The 23,891-nt window shown below is 70.0% G+C and carries 18 protein-coding genes; 7 read left to right on the forward strand and 11 right to left on the reverse strand.

All coding sequences use genetic code 11. The features are described from left to right. Window positions 1–20 precede the first annotated feature (20 nt). Together BKA15_RS02880 and BKA15_RS02885 are read right to left on the reverse strand one after the other, a co-directional pair. Window positions 21–701, reverse strand: coding sequence for an acyltransferase (locus BKA15_RS02880; RefSeq protein WP_179748010.1), 681 nt, complete (start codon window positions 699–701; stop codon window positions 21–23). Beyond that, complete coding sequence (locus BKA15_RS02885) at window positions 698–1,636, reverse strand: class I SAM-dependent methyltransferase (protein ID WP_179748011.1); 939 nt, start codon at window positions 1,634–1,636, stop codon at window positions 698–700. The genes BKA15_RS02880 and BKA15_RS02885 overlap by 4 nt, the downstream gene beginning before the upstream one ends. Window positions 1,637–1,756: 120 nt before the next feature. On the opposite strand from BKA15_RS02885, the gene glgX reads away from it, so the two are divergent. From glgX to BKA15_RS02900, 3 genes are all read left to right on the forward strand, one after another. After that, window positions 1,757–3,859 carry a glycogen debranching protein GlgX gene (glgX, locus tag BKA15_RS02890; RefSeq protein WP_179748012.1) on the forward strand — a complete coding sequence of 701 codons (2,103 nt, stop codon included), beginning with the start codon at window positions 1,757–1,759 and terminating at the stop codon, window positions 3,857–3,859. Window positions 3,860–3,885: 26 nt separating this feature from the next. Beyond that, window positions 3,886–4,836, forward strand: a complete 951-nt coding sequence (locus BKA15_RS02895; protein ID WP_179748013.1) for an alpha/beta hydrolase — start codon at window positions 3,886–3,888, stop codon at window positions 4,834–4,836. Between the two features lie 79 nt (window positions 4,837–4,915). After that, window positions 4,916–5,800, forward strand: a complete 885-nt coding sequence (locus tag BKA15_RS02900) for an endonuclease domain-containing protein (RefSeq protein ID WP_179748014.1) — start codon at window positions 4,916–4,918, stop codon at window positions 5,798–5,800. A 125-nt stretch (window positions 5,801–5,925) separates the two neighbouring features. Here the strand turns inward: BKA15_RS02900 and BKA15_RS02905 are convergent, their stop codons facing one another. From BKA15_RS02905 to glgP, 4 genes are all read right to left on the reverse strand, one after another. Then, window positions 5,926–6,813 carry a carbohydrate ABC transporter permease gene (locus BKA15_RS02905; RefSeq protein WP_179748015.1) on the reverse strand — a complete coding sequence of 296 codons (888 nt, stop codon included), beginning with the start codon at window positions 6,811–6,813 and terminating at the stop codon, window positions 5,926–5,928. Next, complete coding sequence (locus tag BKA15_RS02910; RefSeq protein WP_179748016.1) at window positions 6,810–7,778, reverse strand: carbohydrate ABC transporter permease; 969 nt, start codon at window positions 7,776–7,778, stop codon at window positions 6,810–6,812. The genes BKA15_RS02905 and BKA15_RS02910 overlap by 4 nt, the downstream gene beginning before the upstream one ends. Beyond that, the gene (locus BKA15_RS02915; protein WP_179748017.1) at window positions 7,775–9,103 is read right to left on the reverse strand and encodes an ABC transporter substrate-binding protein; all 1,329 of its coding nucleotides are present in this window, start codon (window positions 9,101–9,103) and stop codon (window positions 7,775–7,777) included. The genes BKA15_RS02910 and BKA15_RS02915 overlap by 4 nt, the downstream gene beginning before the upstream one ends. A 136-nt stretch (window positions 9,104–9,239) precedes the next feature. Beyond that, on the reverse strand, window positions 9,240–11,777 hold the full coding sequence (gene glgP / locus BKA15_RS02920; RefSeq protein WP_179758192.1) for an alpha-glucan family phosphorylase: 2,538 nt from the start codon (window positions 11,775–11,777) through the stop codon (window positions 9,240–9,242). 238 nt (window positions 11,778–12,015) lie between these two features. On the opposite strand from glgP, the gene BKA15_RS02925 reads away from it, so the two are divergent. Genes BKA15_RS02925 through BKA15_RS02940 form a run of 4 tightly spaced genes read left to right on the forward strand, consistent with a single transcriptional unit; the run spans window position 12,016 to window position 18,116 of the window. After that, window positions 12,016–13,998: an alpha-1,4-glucan--maltose-1-phosphate maltosyltransferase gene (locus BKA15_RS02925; RefSeq protein WP_179748018.1), complete on the forward strand. Its 1,983-nt coding sequence runs from the start codon at window positions 12,016–12,018 to the stop codon at window positions 13,996–13,998. Beyond that, on the forward strand, window positions 13,995–15,368 hold the full coding sequence (locus tag BKA15_RS02930) for a maltokinase N-terminal cap-like domain-containing protein (RefSeq protein WP_179748019.1): 1,374 nt from the start codon (window positions 13,995–13,997) through the stop codon (window positions 15,366–15,368). Before BKA15_RS02925 ends, BKA15_RS02930 begins: the two co-directional genes overlap by 4 nt. Further along, the gene (gene glgB, locus BKA15_RS02935) at window positions 15,361–17,328 is read left to right on the forward strand and encodes a 1,4-alpha-glucan branching protein GlgB (protein ID WP_179748020.1); all 1,968 of its coding nucleotides are present in this window, start codon (window positions 15,361–15,363) and stop codon (window positions 17,326–17,328) included. The genes BKA15_RS02930 and glgB overlap by 8 nt, the downstream gene beginning before the upstream one ends. Continuing rightward, window positions 17,328–18,116: an NUDIX domain-containing protein gene (locus tag BKA15_RS02940; protein ID WP_179748021.1), complete on the forward strand. Its 789-nt coding sequence runs from the start codon at window positions 17,328–17,330 to the stop codon at window positions 18,114–18,116. Before glgB ends, BKA15_RS02940 begins: the two co-directional genes overlap by 1 nt. Window positions 18,117–18,345: 229 nt before the next feature. Here the strand turns inward: BKA15_RS02940 and BKA15_RS37460 are convergent, their stop codons facing one another. Genes BKA15_RS37460 through BKA15_RS02965 form a run of 5 tightly spaced genes read right to left on the reverse strand, consistent with a single transcriptional unit; the run spans window position 18,346 to window position 23,886 of the window. After that, window positions 18,346–18,633 carry a hypothetical protein gene (locus tag BKA15_RS37460; RefSeq protein ID WP_246322248.1) on the reverse strand — a complete coding sequence of 96 codons (288 nt, stop codon included), beginning with the start codon at window positions 18,631–18,633 and terminating at the stop codon, window positions 18,346–18,348. Between the two features lie 42 nt (window positions 18,634–18,675). Beyond that, window positions 18,676–19,305, reverse strand: coding sequence for a DUF624 domain-containing protein (locus tag BKA15_RS02950; RefSeq protein WP_179748023.1), 630 nt, complete (start codon window positions 19,303–19,305; stop codon window positions 18,676–18,678). Further along, window positions 19,302–21,278, reverse strand: a complete 1,977-nt coding sequence (locus BKA15_RS02955; protein WP_218871034.1) for a DUF4962 domain-containing protein — start codon at window positions 21,276–21,278, stop codon at window positions 19,302–19,304. Before BKA15_RS02955 ends, BKA15_RS02950 begins: the two co-directional genes overlap by 4 nt. Next, window positions 21,275–23,128: a heparinase II/III domain-containing protein gene (locus BKA15_RS02960; RefSeq protein WP_218871035.1), complete on the reverse strand. Its 1,854-nt coding sequence runs from the start codon at window positions 23,126–23,128 to the stop codon at window positions 21,275–21,277. The genes BKA15_RS02955 and BKA15_RS02960 overlap by 4 nt, the downstream gene beginning before the upstream one ends. After that, window positions 23,125–23,886, reverse strand: coding sequence for an SDR family NAD(P)-dependent oxidoreductase (locus BKA15_RS02965; RefSeq protein ID WP_179748024.1), 762 nt, complete (start codon window positions 23,884–23,886; stop codon window positions 23,125–23,127). The genes BKA15_RS02960 and BKA15_RS02965 overlap by 4 nt, the downstream gene beginning before the upstream one ends. Between the last annotated feature and the right edge of the window lie 5 nt (window positions 23,887–23,891).

The raw sequence follows: 23,891 nt of genomic DNA on the forward strand, positions 1-23,891 counted from the left end.
GCATATTACTGACGAGTAACTTACGCGACATCGACCCCGCCCTCGAGGATCCGGCGGACCGCCGCCTCGGCCCGGTCGCCGAGGGCCTTGACGTAGGCCCGTTCCCGGTCGGTGTCGGCGTAGCGCTGCACCCGGTCGGCCACCACCCGGGCCGGCACCCCGGCACAGATCGACCGGGGCGGGATGGTGCCGCGGACCACGGCATGCGCGGCCGCCACCGAACCCTCACCAAGATCAACTCCGCGCACCACGGTGACGCCGGTGCCGAGCCAGCAGTCCGGGCCGATCCGGACCGGCGACTTGATCAAGCCCTGGTCCTTGATCGGCACCGCGGGGTCGTCGGTACGGTGATCGAAATCGCAGACGTAGACCCGGTCCCCGATGATCGTCGCCTCGCCGATCTCGATGTCGAGATAGCAGTTCACCGTGCTGTCGTAGCCGATCACGCACTTGGGCCCGATCCGCAGCACGCCTTCGTGGGCACGGAGTTTGACCCGCTCGCCGAGGTGGGACCAGGCACCGATGATCAACCGGCCGTAGCCGCGCCGGACCTCGAACCGGACGCCGGGCCCGATGAACGCGTACCCCTCGAACTCGACCTCCGGGTGCCGCAGCCGTACCCAGAGATAGCGCAGCGCGCTGCGCAGATGCCCCGGCGTCAGGAAGCCGCGCCGGGCCAGCCAGCCCAGGGTCTTGATCATCCGCGGGGCTTCAGCCCGGTGACCGACACGTTGTAGTAGAGCTCGTCCGGCACCACTCGGGACAGCAGCCGGTCGACCGCGCTCAGCCCGAGCCAGGTCCGGTACGCGAACATCCGCCAGCCCCAGCCGAGTCGCTCCGGCCGGATCGCCGCCTCGAAGGTACGGATCGGCCAGCCGACCCAGGCCGCGGTGAGCTCCTCGGTCACCGTGGCGACGTCGATCAGCCCGGTCGACCGGACGGTCTCGGCCAACTCGTCCGGGTCGAACGTGTGCAGGTCGACCACCGCCTCCAGCGCCGCGGCGCGGGACGACTCGTCGAGCTCCTGCTTCGGCCGGGACCAGTTCCGGAACGGGCCGCGGCTGGTCAACTTCGTGGTCGCGGCCCAGGTCGCGCGGGACAGCCGGCGGGCGATCGCGTCGCCGAGCCGGGTCGGTTCGCCGCAGATCACCACTCGGCCGCCGGGCTTCAGCACCCGCCGGATCTCGGCGAACGCCTGCCGCACGTCGGGCAGATGGTGGATCACGGCGTGCCCGATGACCAGGTCGAAGCTGTCGTCGTCGTACGGCAGCGACTCCGCATCGCCGACCCGCCCGCCGATCGCGAACCCGAGCCGCTCAGCATTGCGCTGGGCGGCCGCGACCATGCCCGCCGAGATGTCGCTCACCTCACCGTCCACGATGACGCCGGCCTGCATCAGGTTGAGCGTGAAGAAGCCGGTGCCGGCGCCGATCTCCAGCGACCTGGCGTACGGCCAGCCGTCCGTGCCCGCGACCGCGGTGAACCGGTCCCGGGCGTAGTCGATGCAGCGTTCGTCGAACGAGATCGACCACTTGTCGTCGTACGTGTCCGCCTCCCAGTCGTGGTACAGCACCTGGGCGAGCTTGTTGTCCGACCAAGCGGCTTCCACCTGGTCCGGAGAGGGCGACTGCGACATGCCAGAAGACTACCGGCCTGGTTACCGGTGGGTAACCTGCAGAATGGACTGTCCGGCCAGAGTCGACCGAACTGACTCGGAACGACCGGCAGGAGAGGTGACACCTTGGGGGTACGAGAGATGACGACGGCCAGCATCGCGCCCAGTGCGACGACGGTGCTCGGCGCTCGCGTACGCGACGGCGGGGTCAGCTTCGCGCTCTGGGCGCCGCGGGCCAGCCGCGTCGAACTGGTCCTGGTCGCCGAGGATCGGACGCAAGCGAATCGCGATCTGGCCAGGGGCGACGACGGCGTCTGGACCGGGCACGTTGCCGGCATCGGGGCCGGCCAGCGGTACGGCTACCGGGTGCACGGCGAGTGGGATCCGGAGCAGGGCGCGAGGTTCAATCCGGCCCGGCTGCTGCTGGACCCGTACGCCCGCGCGATCACCGGCGGCGTCGACTACAACGGCCCGATCCTGGACCACGCTCCGGGCTCGCCCGAGGTGCCGGACCGGACCGATTCGCTGCTCGCGGTCCCGCTCAGCGTGGTGGTGGCCGACACGCCCCCGCCGGAGCCGATCGCGGCGCCGGTACCGCGGGACCGGACCAGCGTGTACGAGCTGCACGTCGGCGGCTACACCCGGCTGCACCCGCTGGTGCCGGAACACCTCCGCGGCACCTTCGCCGGGCTCGGCTATCCGGCCGTGACCGAGCACCTGCGCTCGCTCGGGGTGACCTCGGTCGAGCTGCTGCCGGTGCAGCACTTCGTCTCGGAGCCGTTCCTGGTCGGCCGCGGGCTGACCAACTACTGGGGCTACAACACGCTGGGCTTCTTCGCGCCGCACGCCGCGTACTGCTCGGTCGGGACCCAGGGCGAGCAGGTCACCGAGTTCAAGGAGATGGTGACGGCGCTGCACCGGGCCGGCATCGAGGTGATCCTCGACGTCGTCTACAACCACACCGGCGAGGGCGGTCACACCGGGCCGACGCTGGCGTACCGCGGGATTGATCATCGCGGCTACTACCGGCTCACCGATGATCAGATCGACGACTACGACGTGACCGGCTGCGGCAACTCGCTCGACACCTCGAATCCCGGGGTGCTCCGGCTGGTGCTGGACTCGCTGCGCTACTGGGTCACCGAACTCGGTGTCGACGGGTTCCGGTTCGATCTTGCGACGACCTTGATCAGGGACCAGCGGCACCATGTCGATCATGATCATCCGCTGCTGGCGGCGATCGCCGAGGACCCGGTGCTGTCCGGGACCAAGATCATCGCGGAGCCGTGGGACGTCGGTCCGTACGGCTACCAGCTGGGCGCGTTCGGCGAGGGCTGGAGCGAGTGGAACGACGCGTTCCGCAACACGGTCAGGGATTTCTGGCGCGGTCACACCCATGGGGTACGGGAGCTGGCGACCCGGCTGACCGGCTCGGCGGACCTGTTCGAGGAGTCCGGCCGGGACCCGTCCGCGTCGATCAACTTCATCACGGCGCACGACGGCTTCACCCTGCGCGACCTGGTCAGCTACGACGGCAAGCACAACGAGGCCAACGGCGAGCACAACGCCGACGGCGCCGACGACAACCGGTCCTGGAACTGTGGCCACGAAGGCGAAACGGACGATCCGGGCGTCAACGCGCTGCGGCACCGGCAGGCCCGGAACCTGATGGCCACGCTGCTGCTCGCGGCCGGTACGCCGATGATCACCGCCGGCGACGAGCTGGGCCGGACCCAGCAGGGCAACAACAACGCCTACTGCCAGGACTCGCCGCTGTCCTGGGTGCACTGGGACACCGCGGACGACTGGGCCGATCTCGGCGCGCTGACCCGAGAACTGCTCGCACTGCGGGCCGATTCGCCGCTGTTCCAGGCCACCCGGTTCCGGCATTCGGAGCCGATCCTGGACGCCCGCGGCCGGCCGAGCGGCCGGAAGAACCTGGCCTGGTTCGGCGGCGGACCGGAGGAGCTCACCGAGGTCGAGTGGGGCGACGGCGGCCGCCGTACGCTGGGCCTCTACCTGGCCGACGACACGCCGGAACGTGATCATGACGAGGCGTACCTGATCTGGTTCCACGCCGGCGCGGATCCGGTCGAGGTGGAGCTGCCGGCCGGACCCTGGGCGAAGAGCTACACGGTGCAGGCGCACACCGGCGAGACCGGCGAACTGCCGGACGAGCAGGTCGACGCCGGCCGGCGACTGGTCCTGCCGGGACGCGTGGTCGTGCTGCTCCGGGTGGGCTGACTCGCTGCACGGTGAGGAAGGTGATCATGACTCCGCAACGACGCAACCGGCTGATCGGCCTGGCCGCACGCATGATCCCGCACCCTGACCCGCCGTCGACGATGGTGCTGCGGCTGCTCCGGGCCGAGCCGGTCCGGCCGCTGGCCCGGATCGTCTACGGGCCGCTGCCGCGCCGGGTCGAGGTGACCGATCTTTCCGTCTGGGGCTCGGAGAATCCGAAGCCGCGGATGCGGGCCTACCGGCCGCGTGACCTGGAGCCGGGCCGACCGCTCTTGATCAACTTCCCGGGCGGCGGGTTCGTGCTGGGCAACCTGGCCCAGACCGACTGGCTGTGCGGGCAGCTGGCCGACCGGGGCAACCTGACCGTGATCTCGGCGAACTACCGGCTGGCGCCCGAGCATCCCGCACCGGCCGCCGTCGACGACGCGTGGCAGATGGCTCGGCTGGCGGCCGCCATGGTCCCCCGGTTCGACGCCGACCCGGAGCGGGTCGGGGTGATCGGCAACAGCGCCGGCGGGACCTTGGCGGCGCTGATCGCGCTCCGGGCCCGGGGCGAGCCGCTCGCCGTACCGCTGTGGCGACAGATCCTGCTCTACCCCGCCCTCGACCTCACCCTGTCCTCGGCGTCGGTCGCCGAGTTCCACGACGCGCCGTTGGCCGGGCGGCGGGTACTCGACTGGTACGGCCGGCAGTACCTGCCGCAGGGCCGCCCGGACAGCCTCGACGGCGCCGATCCCTCGATCAGCCCGATCCACGCCGGCGACCACACCGGTCTGCCCCGGGCCCTGCTGATCGCCGCCGGCCAGGACCCGCTCCGCGACGACGCCCCACGCTACGGCGACGTCCTGACCGCCGCCGGCGTGCCGAACCGGGTGATCATCTATCCCGACGCCGTGCACGGCTTCCTGTCCATGCCCCGGATCGCCCCCGACGCCCTCCCCGCGATCAACGAGATCATCGCCGACCTCGAGGCCTGACGACACCTCGGCCGAACGGACAACACCTTCGCCTGTGAACAACCGGGCCTGGGCCGTCGCCTCGCTCGAAGCTTCTCGGGTGAGGGCACGGAACGAGATCGCACGGGCACTCCGCGACAGCGGCGGAGTGTTCAGGACCCGCGACCATCCGCAGCTGGCCAGGTCGATCCAGCGGCTGACCGCGTCCGGCGTGCTGACGTCGGTCCTTCCTGGGATCCATTGCGCCGTCGAGGACGCCCAGCGGACCGAGATTCGGGTCCGTGCCGCTGCCCTGTGGGCCCCCGACGCCGTGTTCACCGGACCGGCCGCCGGTTGGCTGAGTGAATGGCCCGACCTCGCCGTTCCGGTGGTCACCCTGTCCGGGCCGATGCGACGCACCCCGGGCCCTGGATTCCGGGTCTGCCGGGAACGGATTCCCGACGCGTTGATCACGCGCAGCCGAGGATGCTGGAGCACGGTCCCTGCACTCACCGCCTTGAACCTGGTTCCCTGGATCGGGCCTCAGGGAATCGACGACGTCCTGCGGACCGGCTCGGCGACCGTCGACCAGCTGTGGTCTGCGCTGTCCGCAACGCCGCGCCGCCCCGGGAACTCGCTTCGCCGGGCCGCACTCATCGACTCGCGGAAGGCACCGTGGTCGGAAGCCGAACGCCTGCTCCACAGCCTGTTGCGCGAGGCCGGCATCCGCGGTTGGTCCGGCAACGTCGTCGTTCCCTGCGGCGGTCGCCGCTATCCGGTCGACGTGGTCTTCGACCGACTGCGGTTGATCATCGAGGTCGACGGCTACGCCTTCCATCGGGCGGAGAACCAGGACCAGTTCCATCGTGACCGGCGGAAGTGGACCGACCTGACCGCGGCCGGCTGGACCGTGCTCCACCTGACCTGGGACCACCTGGTCTACGACCGAGCCTGGGTCGTCGACCGGGTCAGGCAGGCCATGGCGCAATGCCGCAAAGCCCGCTGATGTCGTTTTTCCTCCACGGGCGACCACCGAATCGCGATTGCCACGCGGAAACGCTTGGAGCGTGGAGGAAAGCGACACGCCTGCCGACCACACGCCAGCTCCGGACCGTGGCGGAGCGGCGACAGTTACGTCTTGGACCCCGACAGGGCGATGCCTTCCACGATCTGGCGCTGGGCGATCACGAACACGATCAGCAGCGGGGCGGCGGCGATGGTGACTGCGGCCATCAGGGCTCCCCAGTCGGAGGAGTAGGCGCCCTTGAACTGGTTCACCAGCAGCGGCAGGGTGTAGTTGCTCTCCGTGTTCAGGAAGATCAGCGGGTAGAAGAACGAGTTCCACTGGCCGAGGAAGATGAAGATCCCTAGCGCGACCATCGGGGTCCGCAGCAGCGGCAGCACGATGGTGACGAAGATCCGGATCCGGCCGGCGCCGTCGATCGCGGCCGCCTCCTCCAGCTCGAGCGGGATGCCGCGGACGTACTGCCGCATCAGGAACACGCCGAACGCGTTGAACAGCGCGGCCGGCAGGATCAGCGCCCACAGCGTGTCCACCAGCCGCAGTTGGCCCATGATCACGTACAGCGGGATGATCGTCAGCTGCTGCGGCACCATCATGGTGGCCAGGAAGACCAGGAACAGCACCTCCCGGCCGGGGAACCGGAGCCGGGCGAAGGCGTACGCGGCCATGCAGCAGGTGATCAGCGACACCACGGTCACGGTGACCGCGACCAGGACGCTGTTGCCGAAGCCCTGCAGGAAGTTGGCGCCCTCGACGGCGGCGGCGTAGTTCTCCGACGTCCAGGCTTCCGGGAACAGCAGTGGCGGCACCCGGAAGATCTCCTCCAGCGGCTTGAAGGAGGACAGCAGCATCCAGACGAACGGCATCGCCATCAGCAGGCCGAAGAAGATCAACAGGAGGTGCAGGACGATCATGCTCGGCCGGAACGGGCGTCGGTTGGGGCCGGTCTCCTCGATCGCCGAGACGGCTCTGATGCTCAGGTCGGTGGCGGTCATTCTGCGTAATACACCCATCTGCGCTGGGCCAGCAGCTGCAGGCCGGTCAAGATCAACAGGGAGAGGAACAGACACACCGCGATCGCGGAGGCCTTGCCGTACGCGAACTGCCGGAAGCCGATCTGGACGATCTCGTACACGATGGTCCGGGAGCCCGACGGCGCGGTCGTGTCGAGCATGACGTAGACGATGTCGAAGATCTGGAACGAGGCGATGATCGAGGTGATCGAGAGGAACAGGATGGTCGGCGACAGGATCGGCAGGGTCACGCTGCGCAGCTTCTGCCAGCCGTTCGCGCCGTCGATGTCGGCCGCCTCGATCAAGGCCCGCGGAACGTTCGCCAGGCCCGCCATGAACATGACGACCTGATAGCCGATCCCCTGCCAGACGCCGACCAGCGCGAAGGACAAGATCACCGTGTTGGGGTCCTGCAGCCAGTCCGGGCCGACGATCCCGACCCCGGCCAGGGCGTTGTTGATCGGCGAGATCTCCGGGTTGAACAGCCACAGCCAGATCGCCGCGATCGCGACCCACGAGGTGACCTGGGGCGCGAAGAAGAGCACCCGGTAGACACCGGTCATCCGGCCGGCCTTCTGCAGGAAGAACGCGGCGATGAACCCGGACAGCAGCAGGCCGGGCACCTGCAGCACGGTCAACCAGACCGTGTTCCGGGCCGACACCGCGATCTGCGGGTCGGTGAAGATGAAGGCGTAGTTGCCGAAGCCGGCCCAGGTCCGTTCGCCGAAGCCGGTCCAGTTGGTGAAGGACAGGTAGAGCGCGAAGATCAGCGGGCCGATCATGAAGACCAGCAACCCGATCAGCTGCGGTCCGAGGAATCCCAACGCCCACACGGATTCCCGCCGCCGGCTGGCCCGCAGGGCGTCCCGTGGCGGAGGTTCGCGCCGCGGCTGCGCGGCAGCGGCGGCGGCGCCGACGGACTCGGCCTGCTTCGTGGCCTCGGTCATACCGCCTCCCCGTTCATGTAGCCGGCGGCCTTCTGGGCGAAGGTCCGGAAGTCGGTCTTGGCCCGCATCAACGAGTCGAGGTTGGTGCTCAGGTTCACCGAGCGTTCGGGATAGTTGACCAGGACCTGTGGCGTGGTGAAGCCGCGGGCGGCGATCTCGGTGAACCAGTGTCCGTGCTCCGGCACGCCGCCCTCGGTCACCAGGTCGTCCAGGCCTTCGATGGCCGGCACCGCATTGCCGCCGCCGGCCAGCCGGAACCGCTGGCCCTCGGCGTTGCAGAAGCGGGCCGCGAACTGGTTCGCCTCGACCGGGTTGTTGGTCTTCACGTTGACGCACATCGCCGCGCAGTAGACCGCCGTGGTGGAGATGTCCCGGCCGGACTCCGACGGCAGCGGAGCGATGTCGTACCTGAAGCTGTCGATCTTGCGCAGGTTCGGCAGGATCCACCGCCCGTACTGGATCGTGGCCAGCTGGCCGCCGTAGAACAGGGCGTCGACGCCCTGGCCGCGCGGCAGGGTGCCGCCGTAGCTGACGTTCTCGCTGGCCAGCTGGTCCCAGAGCCACTCGAGGACGGCCAGCGCCTTCGGGTCCTCGTGGAAGATCGCCCGACCTTGATCATCGAGCGTGGCGCCGCCGAACGTGGAGATCCAGCCGAGCAGGTCGAACCAGTTCGCCTCGAACACCATGCCCCGCTTGCCGGTGCTCTTGATCTTGGTCAGCAGCTCGGTCAGCGCGTTCTGGTCCCACCGGCCGGCCTCCTGCAGTTGGGCCGGGTTCTCGGTGATGCCCGCCTCGGTGAGCAGGTTCTGGTTGAACCAGAACACCTTCGGGTTGCAGTCGACCGGGATCCCATATAGGCCGCTGCCGTCCGGGCCGCGGCACCAGTTCATCAGCCCCGGATAGAAGCGACTCAGGTCGATCTCGGCGTCGGCCTGGGCCGCGTACGGTTCGAAGTCGGTCACCAGCTTGGCCTTGACCAGCTGGCCCATGATGATCTCGTTGACGTAGAACGCGTCCGGCGCGGTGTCGCCGACGATCCGGGTGAGCAGCTTCTGGGTGTAGTCGCCGACGACGATCTGGAACAGCGGATCGATGCCCGTCCGCTCTCGGTAGTCGGCGCTGAACTGGCGGAACCGCTCGGCCTCGCCAGGGTTGGCCCAACTGGACCAGGTCAGCGACTTCGAGCCGGCCGGGGTCGGTCCCCCGGTCTGCGCAGCGCACCCCGCGAGCGCAGAGCCGCCGACGGCTCCGGCGACGCCGGCCGCGCCGAGGGCCAGCGCGCGCCGCCGCGTGAGGATGGGGTGATCACCAATGACTCCCGGCATGGGGCCTCCTCGCCGAGGCCGGGCCGTGAAAGCCCGGTTCCGCTAGCTGGACGATACGCCAGCTGGCGAATGCGGGGAAGCCTTGATTTCCTGGCGATCCGGGGTTATGGCCGGACGATCATGATCTTCGGTACGGTCACGGATAGCGGACCAGGTTGAGCTCGGCACTGTTGGCCAGATACCGGTTCCGCGGCAGGATCCGTACCGTGTAACCGATGGCGCCGGCCCGCTCGACCGCGACCGTGCCACTGTAGCGGTGCACCTCGTCGGACGGCCCCGGCTCGGCCTGCAACGGCACCGGGCGCAGCTCGCGGAGTTCGTCGTCGCCGTCCAGTCGGCCCGCCACCAGCTGCACCTCGACGTCGTCCGGTTCAAGATCACCGAGCCGGATCAGCGCGGTCACCTCGATCCGGTCGCCGACCTGAACCGAGTCCTCGGCCCGGCTCGCGACATGATCGACGAGCACCCCGGGCCAGCCGGCCCGAACCCGGTCGGCCCAGGCGGCCAGCTGTTCGGCGGCCGCCGAGTCCAGGATCTTCGACGACGCCGCGGCCGGCGTGTACAGCTCGCTGACGTACTCGCGGACCATCCGGGCCGCCGTCACCTTCGGGCCGAGCCCGGCCACCGCGTCGCGGATCAGCCGGACCCAGCGGCGCGGCACGCCGTCGGCATCGGCGTCGTAGAACCGCGGCACGATCTCGTTCTCGATCACGTCGTAGAGCGCCGCCGCCTCGACCGCGTCGCGATGATCTTGGTCGGCCGCCCCTTCGGCGGACGGGATCTCCCAGCCGAAGTGCGGGTCGTACCACTCGTCCCACCAGCCGTCCCGGATGGACAGGTTGGCGGCACCGTTCAGCGCGGCCTTCATCCCCGACGTGCCGCACGCCTCGTACGGGCGCAGCGGGTTGTTCAGCCACACATCACAGCCGGGATACAACGGCTTGGCCAGCGCGATGTCGTAGTCGGGCAGGAAGACGATCCGGCGCCGGACCCGTTCCGCGTCGGCGAACTGGACCAGCTGCTGGATCAGCCGCTTGCCGCCCTCGTCGGCGGGATGCGACTTGCCGGCGATCACCAGCTGGATCGGCCGGGTCGGATGGGTGAGTAGCCTGGCCAGCCGCTCCGGGTCGCGCAGCATCAGGGTCAGGCGTTTGTACGACGGCACCCGGCGGGCGAAGCCGATCGTGATCACGTCGTCGTCCAGCACGGCCCCGGTCCACTCGGCCGGCTGACCGCGATGGGCGGCGCTGGCCGCCAGCCGCTGCCGGCAGACGTTGATCAACTCGCCACGCAGCCGCCGCTTCAGCGCCCACAGCGCTCCGTCGTCCAAGCCGGCCAACGCGTCCCAGCGCTCGGCGTCCGGGTCGTCGCCGGCATCCCGGGCACCGTCGAGCAGGCTCACCAGCTCCGGATGCATCCAGGTCCGGTGGTGCACACCGTTGGTGATCGAACCGATCGGCACCTCGGCCTCGTCGAACTCGCGCCACAGGCCGCGGAACATCCGCCGGGACACCTCGCCGTGCAGCCGGGACACGCCGTTGGCCCGCTGGGCCAGCCGGAGTCCCATCACGGCCATGTTGAAGGTGCCCGGGTCGCCGCCCCCGTAGTCCTCCGCGCCGAGCGCCAGCACCCGGTCCAGGTCAAGATCACCGAAGCCCTCGAACTGGGCGGCGATCAACTCCCGCGGGAACCGGTCGATCCCGGCCGGGACGGGCGTGTGAGTGGTGAAGACGGTCCCGGCCCGGGTCCGCTCCACGGCCGCGTCGAAGCCGGATCCGTCGGCCAGATACTCCCGGATCCGTTCCAGGCCGAGGAATCCGGCATGACCCTCGTTGGTGTGGAACACCTCCGGCGCCGGATGGCCGGTGGCCGCGCAGTAGGCCCGGATCGCCCGCACTCCGCCGATGCCGAGCAGCACCTCCTGGGCCAGCCGGTGATCGGCGCCGCCGCCGTACAGCCGGTCGGTGATCATGCGTTCCGGGCCCTCGTTGTCCTCCAGATCCGAATCCAGCAACAGCAACGGCACCCGGCCGACGTCGGCCAGCCAGACCTGGGCGAGCAGCCGATGCCCGGCCAGCGGCACCTCGATCCGGACCGGGCCCTCGTGATCGCGGAGCAGGCTCAGCGGCAGGGCGTTCGGATCCAGCAGCGGGTACTGCTCCTGCTGCCAGCCGGACGCGTCCAGGGACTGCCGGAAGTAGCCCTGCCGGTAGAGCAGGCCGACGCCGATGATCGGCACGCCCAGATCGCTCGCGGTCTTGAGATGATCACCAGCCAGGATGCCCAGCCCGCCGGAGTACTGCGGCAGCACCTCGGTGATCCCGAACTCCGGCGAGAAATAGCCGATCGCGGCGGGCGCGTCGGGCGTGTCGGCGGCGTAGCGCTGATACCAGCGATCACCGGTCAGATAGTCCGCCAGGTCGGCCCGGACCCGATCAAGATCAGCAACGAAGGACGGGTCCGCGGCGAGGGCCGCCAGTCGTTCCGGCGCCGCCTCGGCGAGCAGCCGGACCGGGTCGCCACCGGTCCGTCGCCACAGCTCCGGATCGATGGTCCGGAACAGTTCGCCGGTGTCGGCATGCCAACTCCAGCGGAGGTTCAGGGCAAGATCACCGAGGGGTTTCAGGACGTCCGGAAGTACGGGACGGACGGTGAAGCGTTGGATGGCGCGCACGGTCAACGGTAACCCTGATCATGTGAACGCGAGGTTACTGAGACCGCGGTGGAACGGACCCCTCCCGGACCACTAGGTTGGCTGTGTGACACGCGCCCCTCGCTCTCCGATCAGGAAAGAATCGACCCGGAAAGATCCGGCGAAGAAGGATGTTGCCAAGAAGGAACCTCGGCGACGGCGATCTTCGGCCAGGGTTGACGAGCCGGCCGGCCCGGCCAGCCCGGGCACCCCGGTACCGGTGCGAGGCAACCCGATCGGCCGGATCCCGATCACCAACATCTCCCCGGTGATCGAGGGCGGCGCCTATCCGGCGAAGGCCGTGGTCGGCGAGGAGTTCCCGATCCGGACGACCGTTTTCCGGGAGGGCCACGACGCGGTCAACGCCACCGCCGTCCTGATCGCGCCGGACGGCACCGAGCATCGCTATGCCATGGCGGAGAGCACCCCGGCCGGCTTCTGCTGGCGGGAGGCGACCGTCGCACTCGACGTCGAGGGGTGGTGGTCGTTCCGGATCGAGGGCTGGAGCGACCCGTGGGCAACCTGGGTGCACGCCGCGGAGATCAAGATCCCAGCCGGGATCGACATCAACCTCGTCTGCGCCGAGGGCAAGCAGCTGTACGCCGAGGCGGCGCAGCGTGCCGAAGCGGCCGGTGACGAGACCTCGGCGCTGGTCCTGCGGCACGGCGCGGTGTCGCTGTCGGCCGGGCAGCAGGCCGAGGACCGGCTCACGATCGCGCTCGCCGCGGACGCCCGGGCCGCGATCGCACAGTACGGCCCCCGGGAGTTGATCACCGTCTCGCCGGACTACCCGATCTTCTGCGACCGCAAGCGGGCCCTCTTCTCGGCCTGGTACGAATTCTTCCCGCGGTCCCAGGGCGCGACCTACGACGAGAAGACGAAGCGCTGGACGTCGGGCACGTTCGACTCGTCCCACGAACGGCTCGAAGCGGCCGCCGCGATGGGCTTCGACGTCGTCTACATGCCGCCGATCCATCCGATCGGCAAGACCTTCCGCAAGGGTCCGAACAACACGCTGAATGCCGGGCCGAACGATCCCGGCTCGGTCTATGCGATCGGCGGCGTCGAGGGCGGCCACGACACGATTCATCCCGAGCTCGGCGATTTTGCGGCGTTCGACCGATTCGTCGCCAAGGCCAAATCGCTCGGCCTCGAGGTCGCGCTCGACTTCGCGATCACCTGCTCTCCGGACCATCCCTGGGTGAAGGATCATCCGGAATGGTTCACCGTCCGCGCCGACGGAACGATCGCGTACGCCGAGAACCCGCCGAAGAAGTACCAGGACATCTACCCGGTCAACTTCGACCGGGACCCGGCCGGCGTCGCCAACGAGTGCCTGCGGATCGTCCGGCTCTGGATGTCGCACGGCGTCAGGATCTTCCGGGTCGACAATCCGCACACGAAGCCGGTCAGCTTCTGGGCCTGGCTGCTCGCCGAGGTCCGCCGCACGGACCCGGACGTGATCTTCCTGGCCGAGGCGTTCACCAAGCCGCCGATGATGCATCTGCTGGGCAAGGTCGGCTTCCAGCAGTCGTACACCTATTTCACGTGGCGCAATCAGAAGTGGGAGCTCGAGGAATATCTCACCGAGCTGAGCCGGGAGACCGCGCCGTTCTTCCGGCCGAACTTCTTCGTCAACACGCCGGACATCCTGCCCGGCTATCTCCAGCACGGCGGTCGGCCGGCATTCACGATCCGGGCCGTCCTGGCCGCGACGATGTCGCCGTCCTGGGGCGTCTATTCCGGTTATGAACTCTTCGAGAACGCCGCGGTACGTCCGGGCAGCGAGGAATACCTCGATTCCGAGAAGTACGAGTATCGCCCGCGGGACTGGAAGGCCGCCGAAGCGAGCGGCGAGCATCTCGGACTGCTGCTGGGCCGGCTGAACCAGATCCGGCGGGAACATCCGGCGCTGCAGCAATTGCGCGACATCGATTTCCACCACGCCTCCCATTCGGAGGTGATCGCCTACTCGAAGCGGTCCGGCGACGACGTGATCATCGTCGTCTGCAGCCTGGATCCGCACAACGTCGTCGAGTCCGAGATCCGGATCGACATGGAGGCGCTCGGCCTGGCCCCGGGAGAGGTCTACCAGGTGCACGACGAGCTGACCGGGCAGACCTGGCGCTGGGGGCAGCGCGCGTTCGTGCGGCTCACCCACGACGACCCGGCGCACATCCTGACCGTCTCCCGGCGATCATGAGCGATTCCGCTGCCGATCCGGACGCCGATCGGTTGCTCGGCTTCCTGACCGCGTCCCGCTGGTTCGCCGGCAAGGGTCGTTCGGCCACGCTGCGGTCGGTCACGCCGCTGCCTTGGCTGCGGTCCCCGGGTGACTGGCCGGCGGTCCGGATCGAGATCGCCGAGATCGGCTATCCCGATGCGCCCGGCGAGTTCTACCAGATTCCGCTCGCCTACCGGCCGGCGGAATCCAGCGACACGGACGCTGCCGTACGGGTGATCGACGATCAAGATCACGGAGCGCTGTCCGGCACCGACGCCACCGACGATCCGGTCGCTGGCTCGGTGATCATGAGCGCGCTGCTGGCCGGGACCACCCTGGATGCTGATCATGGTCGGGTCGTGTGCCGGACCGAAGCCGCGGCGGACCTGTCCGCCGACCTGGCCGCGACCCGGCTGACGGCCGAACAGAGCAACACGTCCGTCCGGTACGGGGATCGGGCGCTGCTCAAGATCTTCCGGAGGCTGGAGCTCGGCGACAACCTCGACATCACCGTGCACCGGGCCCTGAACCGGGCCGAGACGGCCGGCACCGCCCGCCTGTACGGGCAGCTCACCGCCGAATGGGAATCCCGCGGGACACGACTGCGGGCCGACCTGGCGATGCTGACCGAGCTGTTCCCGCACGCCGAGGACGGCTGGGAGCTGGCGGTCGCCGCGGCCGAGTCCGGCACCGACTTCACCGACCAGGCCCGCCAGTTGGGAGTGGCGCTGGCCGAGGTGCACCGCGCGCTCGGCTCGGCGTTCCCGGCCGCGACCCGGGCCGGCGACGAGATCGCGGCCGGCATGGTCGACCGGCTGCAGCGGACCCGGGAGTTCGCCGAGCCGCTGAATGATCATGCCGACGCGCTCCGGGCCCGGTTCGAGCGACTGAACGGGCGGACGCTGGAGACCCAGCGGGTGCACGGCGACTTCCACCTCGGCCAGACCCTGCACACCCCGGACGGCTGGAAGATCATCGACTTCGAGGGCGAACCCGCGAAGCCGATGGCGGAACGGCTGCTGCCGGACAGCCCGTGGCGCGATGTCGCGGGCATGCTGCGCTCGTTCGACTACGCGGTCGCCGACTCGCCCGAGGCCGAGCACAACGGCTGGGCGACGGCGGTGCGCGAGGCGTTCCTGAGCGGCTACACCGGCGATGATCAACTCGTCGAGGACGACCTGGTGATCATCGACGCCTACGTTGCGGACAAGGCGGTCTACGAGCTCGGCTACGAGATCCGCAACCGCCCGGACTGGGTCCGCATCCCGCTCTCCGCGATCGCCCGGATCGCCGGCAGCTCCCGTACCCACCAACCCGGCAAGGACAGCGAGGACGAAGATCATGGCTGACGCGGAGACCCTTGGCCTGACCGGGACAGACCTGAGTGGCTTCCACGGCGGGCACGACACCGAGTGCTGGCGGCGGCTCGGCGCGATCGAGCTCACGGTCGACGGCCCGGACGGTCCGGTGTCCGGGACCCGGTTCTCGGTCTGGGCCCCGAACGCCCAGCAGGTCCGGCTGGTCGGCGACTTCAACGGCTGGTCCGGCGACGACACCCCGCTGCGCCGGGTGCCCGACTCCGGGGTCTGGGTCACCTTCCTGCCCGGCGTCGGCACCGGGGCGCTGTACAAGTTCGAGATCCTCGGCGCCGACGGCGTGTGGCGGCTGAAGGCGGACCCGATGGCCCGGTTCTGCGAGGCCGCGCCGCACACCGCCTCGATCGTCTACTCCAGCGGCTACGCCTGGAACGACGACGCGTGGCTGGAGCAGCGGCGGGACTACCGGCCGCACGCCGAGCCGATGAGCGTGTACGAGGTCCATCTCGGCTCCTGGCGCCGCGGGCTGACGTACCTGCAACTGGCCAAGGAACTCGTCGAGTACGTCACCTGGCAGGGCTTCACCCACGTCGAGTTCCTGCCCGTCGCCGAGCATCCGTACGAGGGTTCCTGGGGCTATCACGTCACCGGCTACTTCGCACCGGTCTCCCGGTTCGGCTCCCCCGACGAGTTCCGTTTTCTCGTTGATCAACTTCACCAGGCCGGGATCGGCGTGATCGTGGACTGGGTGCCCGGGCACTTCGCCACCGACGCCTGGGCGCTGCAGCGGTTCGACGGCACGGCGCTCTACGAGCACGAGGACCCGCGGCTCGGCTGGCACCCCGACTGGGGCTCCTACATCTTCAACTTCGGGCGCAACGAGGTGCGCAGTTTCCTTGTTTCCAACGCCTATTACTGGCTGGAGGAGTACCACATCGACGCACTGCGGATCGACGCGGTCGCCTCGATGCTCTACCTCGACTACTCGCGCGGACCGGGCGAATGGGTGCCGAACGTCCATGGCGGCAACGAGAACCTGGAGGCGATCTCGCTGCTGCAGGAGGTGAACGCGCACGCGTACCGGCGCAAGCCCGGGGTCTTCCTGGTCGCCGAGGAGTCGACCTCCTGGCCCGGCGTGACGGCACCGGTTGATCATGACGGGCTCGGCTTCGGGTTCAAGTGGAACATGGGCTGGATGAACGACTCGCTGAGCTACTTCGGCCGCGACCCGATCCACCGCCAGCATCATCATCACGAGTTGACGTTCGCCATGTCGTACGCGTACTCGGAGAACTTCATCCTGCCGATCAGTCACGACGAGGTGGTGCACGGCAAGGGCTCGATGTTCGAACGGGCGGCCGGCGACGAGTGGCGCAAGTTCGCCACCCTGCGGGCGTTCTACGCGTTCATGTGGTCCCATCCCGGCAAGAACCTGCTGTTCATGGGCACCGAGTTCGGGCAGCGGCGCGAGTTCTCCGAGCAGCGCAGCATCGACTGGGACCTGACCCAGCAGTGGGGCCACCGCGGCGTGCAGTTGTTGATCAAGGACATGAACCGGCTCTACCGGGCTCACCCCGCGCTGTGGAAGCTGGACAACGACCCGGCCGGGTTCCGCTGGATCAACGCCGACGACGCCGGCTCCAACGTGTTCTCCTTCCTCCGGGTCGACGGCGAGGGCCAGTTGATCGCCAGCGTGATCAACTTCTCCGCCGATCCGCGGCCGGACTACCGGATCGGCCTGCCCGCCGACGGGATCTGGACCGAGATCCTCAACACGGACTCGACGATCTACGACGGCAGCGGCCTGATCGGCAACCTGGGCCAGGTGGTCGCCAACGAGGTCGGGCTGAACGGCTTCCCGGCCTCGGCGACGGTTGCGGTGCCGCCGCTCGGCGCGGTGTGGTTCCGGTACGAGCCGCACGTCGTCGACGACCAGCCGGACCAGGAGAAGGCCGACGCGGCCGCACACGAGGCAGCCCGGCTGGTCTCCTGATGACGGAGTTCGTGATCGAGGTCGTGCCGATCCGGGACGGCAGCGCCGCGCTGCGCTGGCCCGACGCCCCGGAGCCGGCCGACGTCGAGACGCTGCGGATCGCCGTGGTGGCGGCAGCGGAGGACGTGCTGGGCCGGGGCCGGCACCGGGTCGAGGCGACCCGGCCGGCCGGCGACCTGCTCGGCCGGCGGGCCCTGCTGCTGTCCGGGTTCCGGCAGGAGGGCGTGCTGCGCCAGGCGGCGCCGCTGCCGGACGGCGGCCACGGCGATCTGGTCGTCTACGCCCGGCTGGCCTCGGACGCCGTGCACGGGCAGACCGGCTTCTCCGGCGTGATGAACTCCGCGCTGCCCAGGAAGCGGCTGATCGCGCACGTCGTGATGCGGGACGAGGGCGGCCGGGTGCTGCTCTGCCAGACCACGTTCAAGCCGGACTGGGAACTGCCCGGCGGCATCGTCGAGCCGGGTGAGCCGCCGCGGCAGGGCGCCGTCCGCGAGGTCAAGGAGGAGCTGGGCGTCGACCGGGAGATCGGCCGGCTGCTGGTGGTCGACTGGCTGCCGCCGTACCTGGGCTGGGAGGACGCCTGCGAGTTGATCTTCGACGGCGGGCCGGTCACCACCGACGACCTGGCCGGCTTCGTGCTGGACCAGCGCGAGATCGCTGCCGTCCGGCTGTGCACCCTCGAGGAGGCGGCCGGCCTGGTCACCGAGGGAGCCCATCGGCGGCTCACCGCCGCCTGCACGGTGGCCGACGGAGAGACCGCGTACACCGAACACGGCCGCCGGGTCTGAGGCTCCCGCGAACCTCACCGGTTCCGCTGATTGCCACGCGGCCGGCGGCGGCCTGGCCGCTGCCACCGCGGTCGCGGCCGGGCTGGTGATCGGGATCGAACTGGTCAGCGGTTCCTCGCTGGCCGGTGGCCAGGGTCGGACGACGGTCGGCGAGCTGGTCGAGGGCGGCTCCGGCCGCGGCACCGACGGCAGGGACGACGAGAACGCCAAGCCGACCCCGGACGCGGAATCAACCGGGCCAGCGGGGGAAGACCCGACCGCGCAGCCATCCGAGGAACCATCGCAGGAACTCACCGATCAGCCCGGTGAGGAGCCCGCCGAAGACCCCACCGACCAGCCGTCCGAGCAGCCCACCGGCCAGACCGACGAGCCGTCCGACGATCCAACCGATCAGCCAGCCGAGGAACCATCCGAAGAGCCGACCGAACAGCCATCCGCCCAGTCGAGTGATCAGAGCGAAGAACCCTCCGACGAACCGACCGACGGACCGACCGAGCAGTCGAGTCAGGGCTCCCATGACGACTCCTCTTCCTCGGGTCCGTAGCCGACTCCGCCCAGGTTACGCTGTCGAGGTTTTCGCGGTGTGTTCCGCGATGATCAGTCCGACCAGCAGCGGTACGGTCGCGCCGAGCAGCAGCGGGCCGGCCGGCACGACGATCGACACGATCGGCGTTGCCACGGCGGCGCCGAGCAGGGCCGTGCCGCGGGCGGCCGAGCCGAAGGCGAACCAGGCGGCGACGCGGAGCCAGTCCCGGGTGGCCTGGTCCGGGGCGCGAGCGGCGACGACCGCGACGGCCAGCAGGTACGGGACCGCCACCGCGATCAGCCCGAGTTGGGCCAGCAGCAGGATCGGGGCCGGGCCGCCGCGGCCGTACAGGAAGCTCAGGTTGGCGATCAGCAGGGCAGCGCCGGCCGCGGCGACGACTCCGAGCCCCCAGAGCCGGCGCCAGTAGCGCGGGAAGGCCCGGAACGTCTCGGTGAAGCAGGCCTGGTCGTCGTCGCTGCGCCAGCGGTGCAGCGCGTGCGCGGCGGCCGCAGCGGCCGGCAGCCAGGTGATCACGCCGAGGCCCAGCAACAGCAGCGCGGCACCGGCCTGAACCGGATGAGCCAGATAGCCGAGGCCGCCGAGCAGCGCCGACGACCAGGAGCGCCTGGTTCGGCCCGGTCGGGCGGTCGCCGCCGTGATCATCCGCCGACCCCGGTTCGGACCGCGGCCCACAGATCGGCCGCTGCCGGTGCCGGTACGCCGGCGACGGCCCGGACCGGGACCGAGCGATCGCCCGCCACCAGCACGGTTTGATCATCGCCGAACCAGACGAGCTCGTCACCCAGCACCGCCGCTGTCCCGCCGGCGGCCTCGACCAAGATCGCCGTCGGCCGCGCCGGCGTCAGCGAGGAGGTCGGCTCGATCGCGGTGATCATGGTCGTCTCGGCGGCCGGCGCCGCGGACAGCCGGAGCGTGTGCAGGGTCCGGGCCAGGCTGAGGCTCGGCGTGCTCGAGGTCGGGTTGGCCCGCACCGCGGAGATCACCTGCTCGGCGGTCGCCGGCGGGGTCAGCGGGCTGATCCACGCCTGGCCGGAGCCGGACCGGACCAACCAGCGACCGTCCTCGCCGGGCTGCCAGGGCCAGTCCGCCTGCTGCAGGACGGTCAGCGTCCGCGGCCGGTCGGCGGCGAGCCGGTCGCGCAGCACCAGCCGGCCGGACGGGAACCTGATCATGGTCCGGTCCAGCCGGCGCAGGCCGAGCTCCGCCGGATACATCGCCGCCACCCGCGCAGTGGCGTGGACGAAGCCGTCCATGATCACGACGTCGGTCAGATCGGCGGTCCTGGTCGCCGGGATGCCCTGGTAGACGTGATATCTGTCCTCGTCGGCGTAGCCGTGATCATCGACCAGCAGCGCGTTGTGGTGGGCGGTCCGCTTGGCGTTGCTGTAGCCCTCGTCGACCAGCAGGTGCGCGCCGTGGCTGATCAGCACGAACGAGCCGGCATCCGGATGATGGTGACCGGCGCTGAGCGTGTCCCAGCCGTGCTCGGCGTCGAGCCGGTGCGACTCCCGCCAGGCCCGGTGACCGCCGCCCGGGCTTGATTTGAAGGAGACCAGGCTCGCCTTGTCGTCCCAGCCGGTGCGGGCGCTGATCAGGCCGAGGTCCGGGAAGTGGGCCGTCGTCGGCGTCCCCTCCGCCGGGTCGACCGGGGTGACGCTGCGGTCCAGCCAGAGCAGTTCGGCCCAGACCTCGGGCAGCACGCCGGGCTTCACGCCGCTCTCGTACGCCTCGCGGTAGTAGAGCCGTTCCACGACGAAGTCGGCCAGCCACTGGGCCTCGCCGATCCGGTACTCGGCCGCGAGCTTGCGGTAGAGCGCGACGCTGTGGCCGCTGCGCCGATCATGACAGTCACCATGATCAACGATCTCGCCGTAGCCGGGCGCCGCCTGGTGCAGCCGGTAGGCGAACGTGTTGGCCAGGAAGGCGCAGCGGCCGAACCAGTCGATCCCCTCCCGGTCCCGGAGCAGGTCGAGATAGACCGCGATCCAGATCACGCCGTAGCGCCAGTAGACGACCCCCTCGGAGTCCGAGCCGTCGTCGTTGAGCAGGTCCACCACCCGCTCGACGTTGAGCTTCGCCCGCTCGGTCCAGTCGGTCCGGCCGAGGGCGTACCCGGCGGCGGCGAGGCCGGTGTAACAGATCCAGTTGTGGTTCTGCCAGTAGCTGGAGCTCCACCAGCGGCCCTCGGTCTCGACCGCGTAGTCGTACAGCCTGGTGCCCTGGAGTTCCAGCTTGGCCCGCAGTTCCTCGGCGTCGGCCGGTGCAAGATCATCGCCGATCCAGTCATAGGCGAGCGACAGCCCGTGCAACAGCCAGCCGGCGTCGAGATCATGATCGGGCAGGTGGGCCCGGCCCCAGTGCGGCAGCCGGATCGTCGCCGAGATCCAGCGCCAGGCCTCGTCCAGGTAGTGCCGGTGCCCGGTCAATCGGTACGCGAGCGCGAGGTTGATCGCCGTCGGGCCGAGGTAGGTGATGCTCGCCTCGGGATGCGTCTCCGGCGGGGCCGCCTGCCGGTACCGGTCGCACTGCTCGACCAGGCGCTGCCACTCCCCCGCGTACGGACCGGTCAGCCCGGCCCGGAGCCCGGTCAGCCGTTCCTCGGTCAAGATCATCATGCCGGTCCCCCGAGCTCGCCGTAGGGCTCGAAGTCGATCACGGCCTCGCCACCGACCAGGGAGACCGCCGAGATGCGTCGGCTCGCCGCCCTCGTCTGATACACCGAGCAGAACACGGCTTCCCGGCCGGTCGTCTCGAAGTCGAACCAGGTGCGCTGCCGGGCCGGGTCGTCGGCCGGCCCGAAACCTGGGTACGCGATCAGCGGGGCGCCCAGATGCCAACCGGACAAGGACTCCCGGCCGGACCACTCCGTGCGGGTGTACGGCACGTGATCGACGGCGCTCACGTCGACGCCGGCGCGCAGGCCGAGCCGGATCCGGTGCTCCTCGGTGCAGCGGACGGTCACCAGATCGATCAGGTGATCATCCTCAAGGGACACCCGGCGGCTGGCGGACACGCCCGGACACCAGGCCGGATCGTCGATGGCGACGGTGATCGACCGTTCCGTCCGCTCGACCAGCCGGCCGGCCGCCTCGCCCGGTTCCCGGTCATCGATCCGGATCGTCGGATGCGCTGCCGCCACGGCGTAGCGGTCCCGCCAGGGCCGGTTGCCGTAGGGCACCTGGCCGTAGTCCGGCTGCCACGGATCCTCGCTGCCGTAGAGATGGAGGGACAGCTTGTCGTGATGCCCGTGGCTGCCGCCGTGCGGGCCGTAGTCCAGCACGGCGTGGATCCCGGCTCCGGAGAGGACGGCCAGGCCGACCCGCTCGGACACCGTGATCGCCCCCGGCTTGTCGCGGTACGGGAGCGGCGGACCGGCGAACCAGCCGGTCAACCCGTCGGCAAGATCATCCGCGAGGCTGCCCGACTCGATCGCCGCACGGTCGGTCACGGAGCGCAGCGGATCGCCGGCGACCAGCCCACCGGCGAGCTCGCCGAGCTCCTGCCACTCCAACGCCAGCGCCTCGCGCCGGTACGGGCCGTCGTGCACCGCGGGCAGCACGCCGCCGGGTGTGGCCAGCCGGGCCAGCGCGGTGATCATGCCGGCGAGCCGCTCGGCGACCTCGGCGGGCAGTTCGCCGGGATCGCTGTCCCGCAAGGAAAGCAGATAGGCCCGGAGGACGAAGCCGTGGTAGTACGTGCTGCCCTCCCACTCCCAACCGTCGTCACCGGTCGCCGCCAGCAGATGGGCCAGCTGACCATGATCACCGGCCAGCCAGCCGTCCCGGTCGGCACAGTCGCCGCCGCGGATCAGCGCGGCCGCCCGGGAGCAGGCGAGGCCGGCCGCGTTGAGCCAGGCGACGTAGTTGGAGTCGAACCGGTCCTCCGCGATGAGCACGCCGCGCGCCCGCAGCGCGGCGTCGGCCAGCTCGTCGAGCAGCGGCAGCAGCGGGTCCAACGACTCGTTCCCTGAGCTTGTCGAAGGGCAAGACCGGATCTGGCCCGGCACTTCGACAGGCTCAGTGCGCGTTCGGCGTCCGCTGTCGACCTCGGCCGTGGCCAGCGACCAGGCGGCATGGCCGATGTTGACGCCCCACACCGCGTCGGTCAGGGCCTGGTGGAACAGCCGGCCGCGCAGCATCCAGCCCTGCGCCTGATCATGATCGGCGACGGCCAGCCGAGCATGGATCCCGGCGTACGCGGTGAGCAGCCGCAGCGCCTCCGCCCGGTCGGCCGAGTCGTCGTGGCCGGCCAGGCGGCGCGCCCGCCGCGCCCAGGCCTGGTGCGACAACACCAGCCAGGCCGCCCGGACCCGCTCGGAGGCCAGGCGGCAGCCGTGCCGGCAGACCGCTCCCGCCGCCGGGAACGTACCCAGAAGGTCGCCGGGCTCCAGCTCGACTCCGTGCACCCCGCAGACGTAGTCGTGCCACCAGCCGCCCCGCTCCTCTGGCGGACCGTTCATGATCATCGCGGCCAGGTCCCGCCGTCGATGTCGAGCGTGCTGCCGGTGAGGTAGCCGGCCTCGGCGGAGGCCAGGAAGACCACCGCCGCGGCGACGTCCTCGACCTGGCCGGACCGGCCGATCGGCGCGTTCCTGATCATGGTCTGCTGTGCCTCGGCGGTGCTGAACGTGTTGTGGAAGGCGGTGTCAGCGATGTAGCCGGGAGCGACCGCGTTCACGGTGATCTTGTCCGGGCCGAGCTCCTTGGCCAGGCCCTTGGTGAAGCCGCGGATGCCGGCCTTGGCCGCCGCGTAGATCACCGAGCCCGGCCCGCCGCCGTTGTGCGCGGCCAGCGACGACATCGTGATGATCCTCGGCCGATCGGACTCCCGGAGCGCTTCGATCGCCGCCTTGCAGGTCCGGAACGTCGCGCCCAGGTTGACGTCGACGACGCGCTGATAGTGCTCCTCCGCCATCTCCGCGACCGGGACCCGGCCGATCAGGTGACCGGCGTTGCAGACCAGCACATCCAGGCCGCCGAGGAACGAGACCGCCTCGGCGACCATCCGGTCGACCTGCTCGGCGGACGTCACGTCGGCCTGGACGGCGGTCGCCTTCCGGCCAAGCTTCTCGATCATGGACACCGTCTCCGCGGCCGCGTCCGCCGAGCTGCCGTAGTGCACGGCGACGTCCGCCCCGGCCGCGGCCAGGCCGAGCGCGATCCCGCGGCCGATGCCGTGGCCGGCGCCGGTGACCAGCGCCCGGGTGTCGCTGAGGTCTGTCATGGTTG

Source organism: Microlunatus parietis (assembly GCF_013407955.1).
Lineage (GTDB): Bacteria > Actinomycetota > Actinomycetes > Propionibacteriales > Propionibacteriaceae > Microlunatus > Microlunatus parietis.

What these genes read in the sequence shown, in the direction of transcription:
- BKA15_RS02895 (WP_179748013.1), top strand. Translation starts at nt 3,886, where the DNA reads ATGACTCCGCAACGACGCAACCGGCTGATCGGCCTGGCCGCACGCATG.
- BKA15_RS02950 (WP_179748023.1), bottom strand. Translation starts at nt 19,305, where the DNA reads ATGATCACGGCGGCGACCGCCCGACCGGGCCGAACCAGGCGCTCCTGG.
- BKA15_RS02880 (WP_179748010.1), bottom strand. Translation starts at nt 701, where the DNA reads ATGATCAAGACCCTGGGCTGGCTGGCCCGGCGCGGCTTCCTGACGCCG.
- BKA15_RS02905 (WP_179748015.1), bottom strand. Translation starts at nt 6,813, where the DNA reads ATGACCGCCACCGACCTGAGCATCAGAGCCGTCTCGGCGATCGAGGAG.
- BKA15_RS37460 (WP_246322248.1), bottom strand. Translation starts at nt 18,633, where the DNA reads ATGGGAGCCCTGACTCGACTGCTCGGTCGGTCCGTCGGTCGGTTCGTC.
- glgB (WP_179748020.1), top strand. Translation starts at nt 15,361, where the DNA reads ATGGCTGACGCGGAGACCCTTGGCCTGACCGGGACAGACCTGAGTGGC.
- BKA15_RS02960 (WP_218871035.1), bottom strand. Translation starts at nt 23,128, where the DNA reads ATGATCATGAACGGTCCGCCAGAGGAGCGGGGCGGCTGGTGGCACGAC.
- BKA15_RS02885 (WP_179748011.1), bottom strand. Translation starts at nt 1,636, where the DNA reads ATGTCGCAGTCGCCCTCTCCGGACCAGGTGGAAGCCGCTTGGTCGGAC.
- BKA15_RS02955 (WP_218871034.1), bottom strand. Translation starts at nt 21,278, where the DNA reads ATGATGATCTTGACCGAGGAACGGCTGACCGGGCTCCGGGCCGGGCTG.
- BKA15_RS02940 (WP_179748021.1), top strand. Translation starts at nt 17,328, where the DNA reads ATGACGGAGTTCGTGATCGAGGTCGTGCCGATCCGGGACGGCAGCGCC.
- glgX (WP_179748012.1), top strand. Translation starts at nt 1,757, where the DNA reads ATGACGACGGCCAGCATCGCGCCCAGTGCGACGACGGTGCTCGGCGCT.
- BKA15_RS02910 (WP_179748016.1), bottom strand. Translation starts at nt 7,778, where the DNA reads ATGACCGAGGCCACGAAGCAGGCCGAGTCCGTCGGCGCCGCCGCCGCT.
- BKA15_RS02915 (WP_179748017.1), bottom strand. Translation starts at nt 9,103, where the DNA reads ATGCCGGGAGTCATTGGTGATCACCCCATCCTCACGCGGCGGCGCGCG.
- BKA15_RS02930 (WP_179748019.1), top strand. Translation starts at nt 13,995, where the DNA reads ATGAGCGATTCCGCTGCCGATCCGGACGCCGATCGGTTGCTCGGCTTC.
- BKA15_RS02965 (WP_179748024.1), bottom strand. Translation starts at nt 23,886, where the DNA reads ATGACAGACCTCAGCGACACCCGGGCGCTGGTCACCGGCGCCGGCCAC.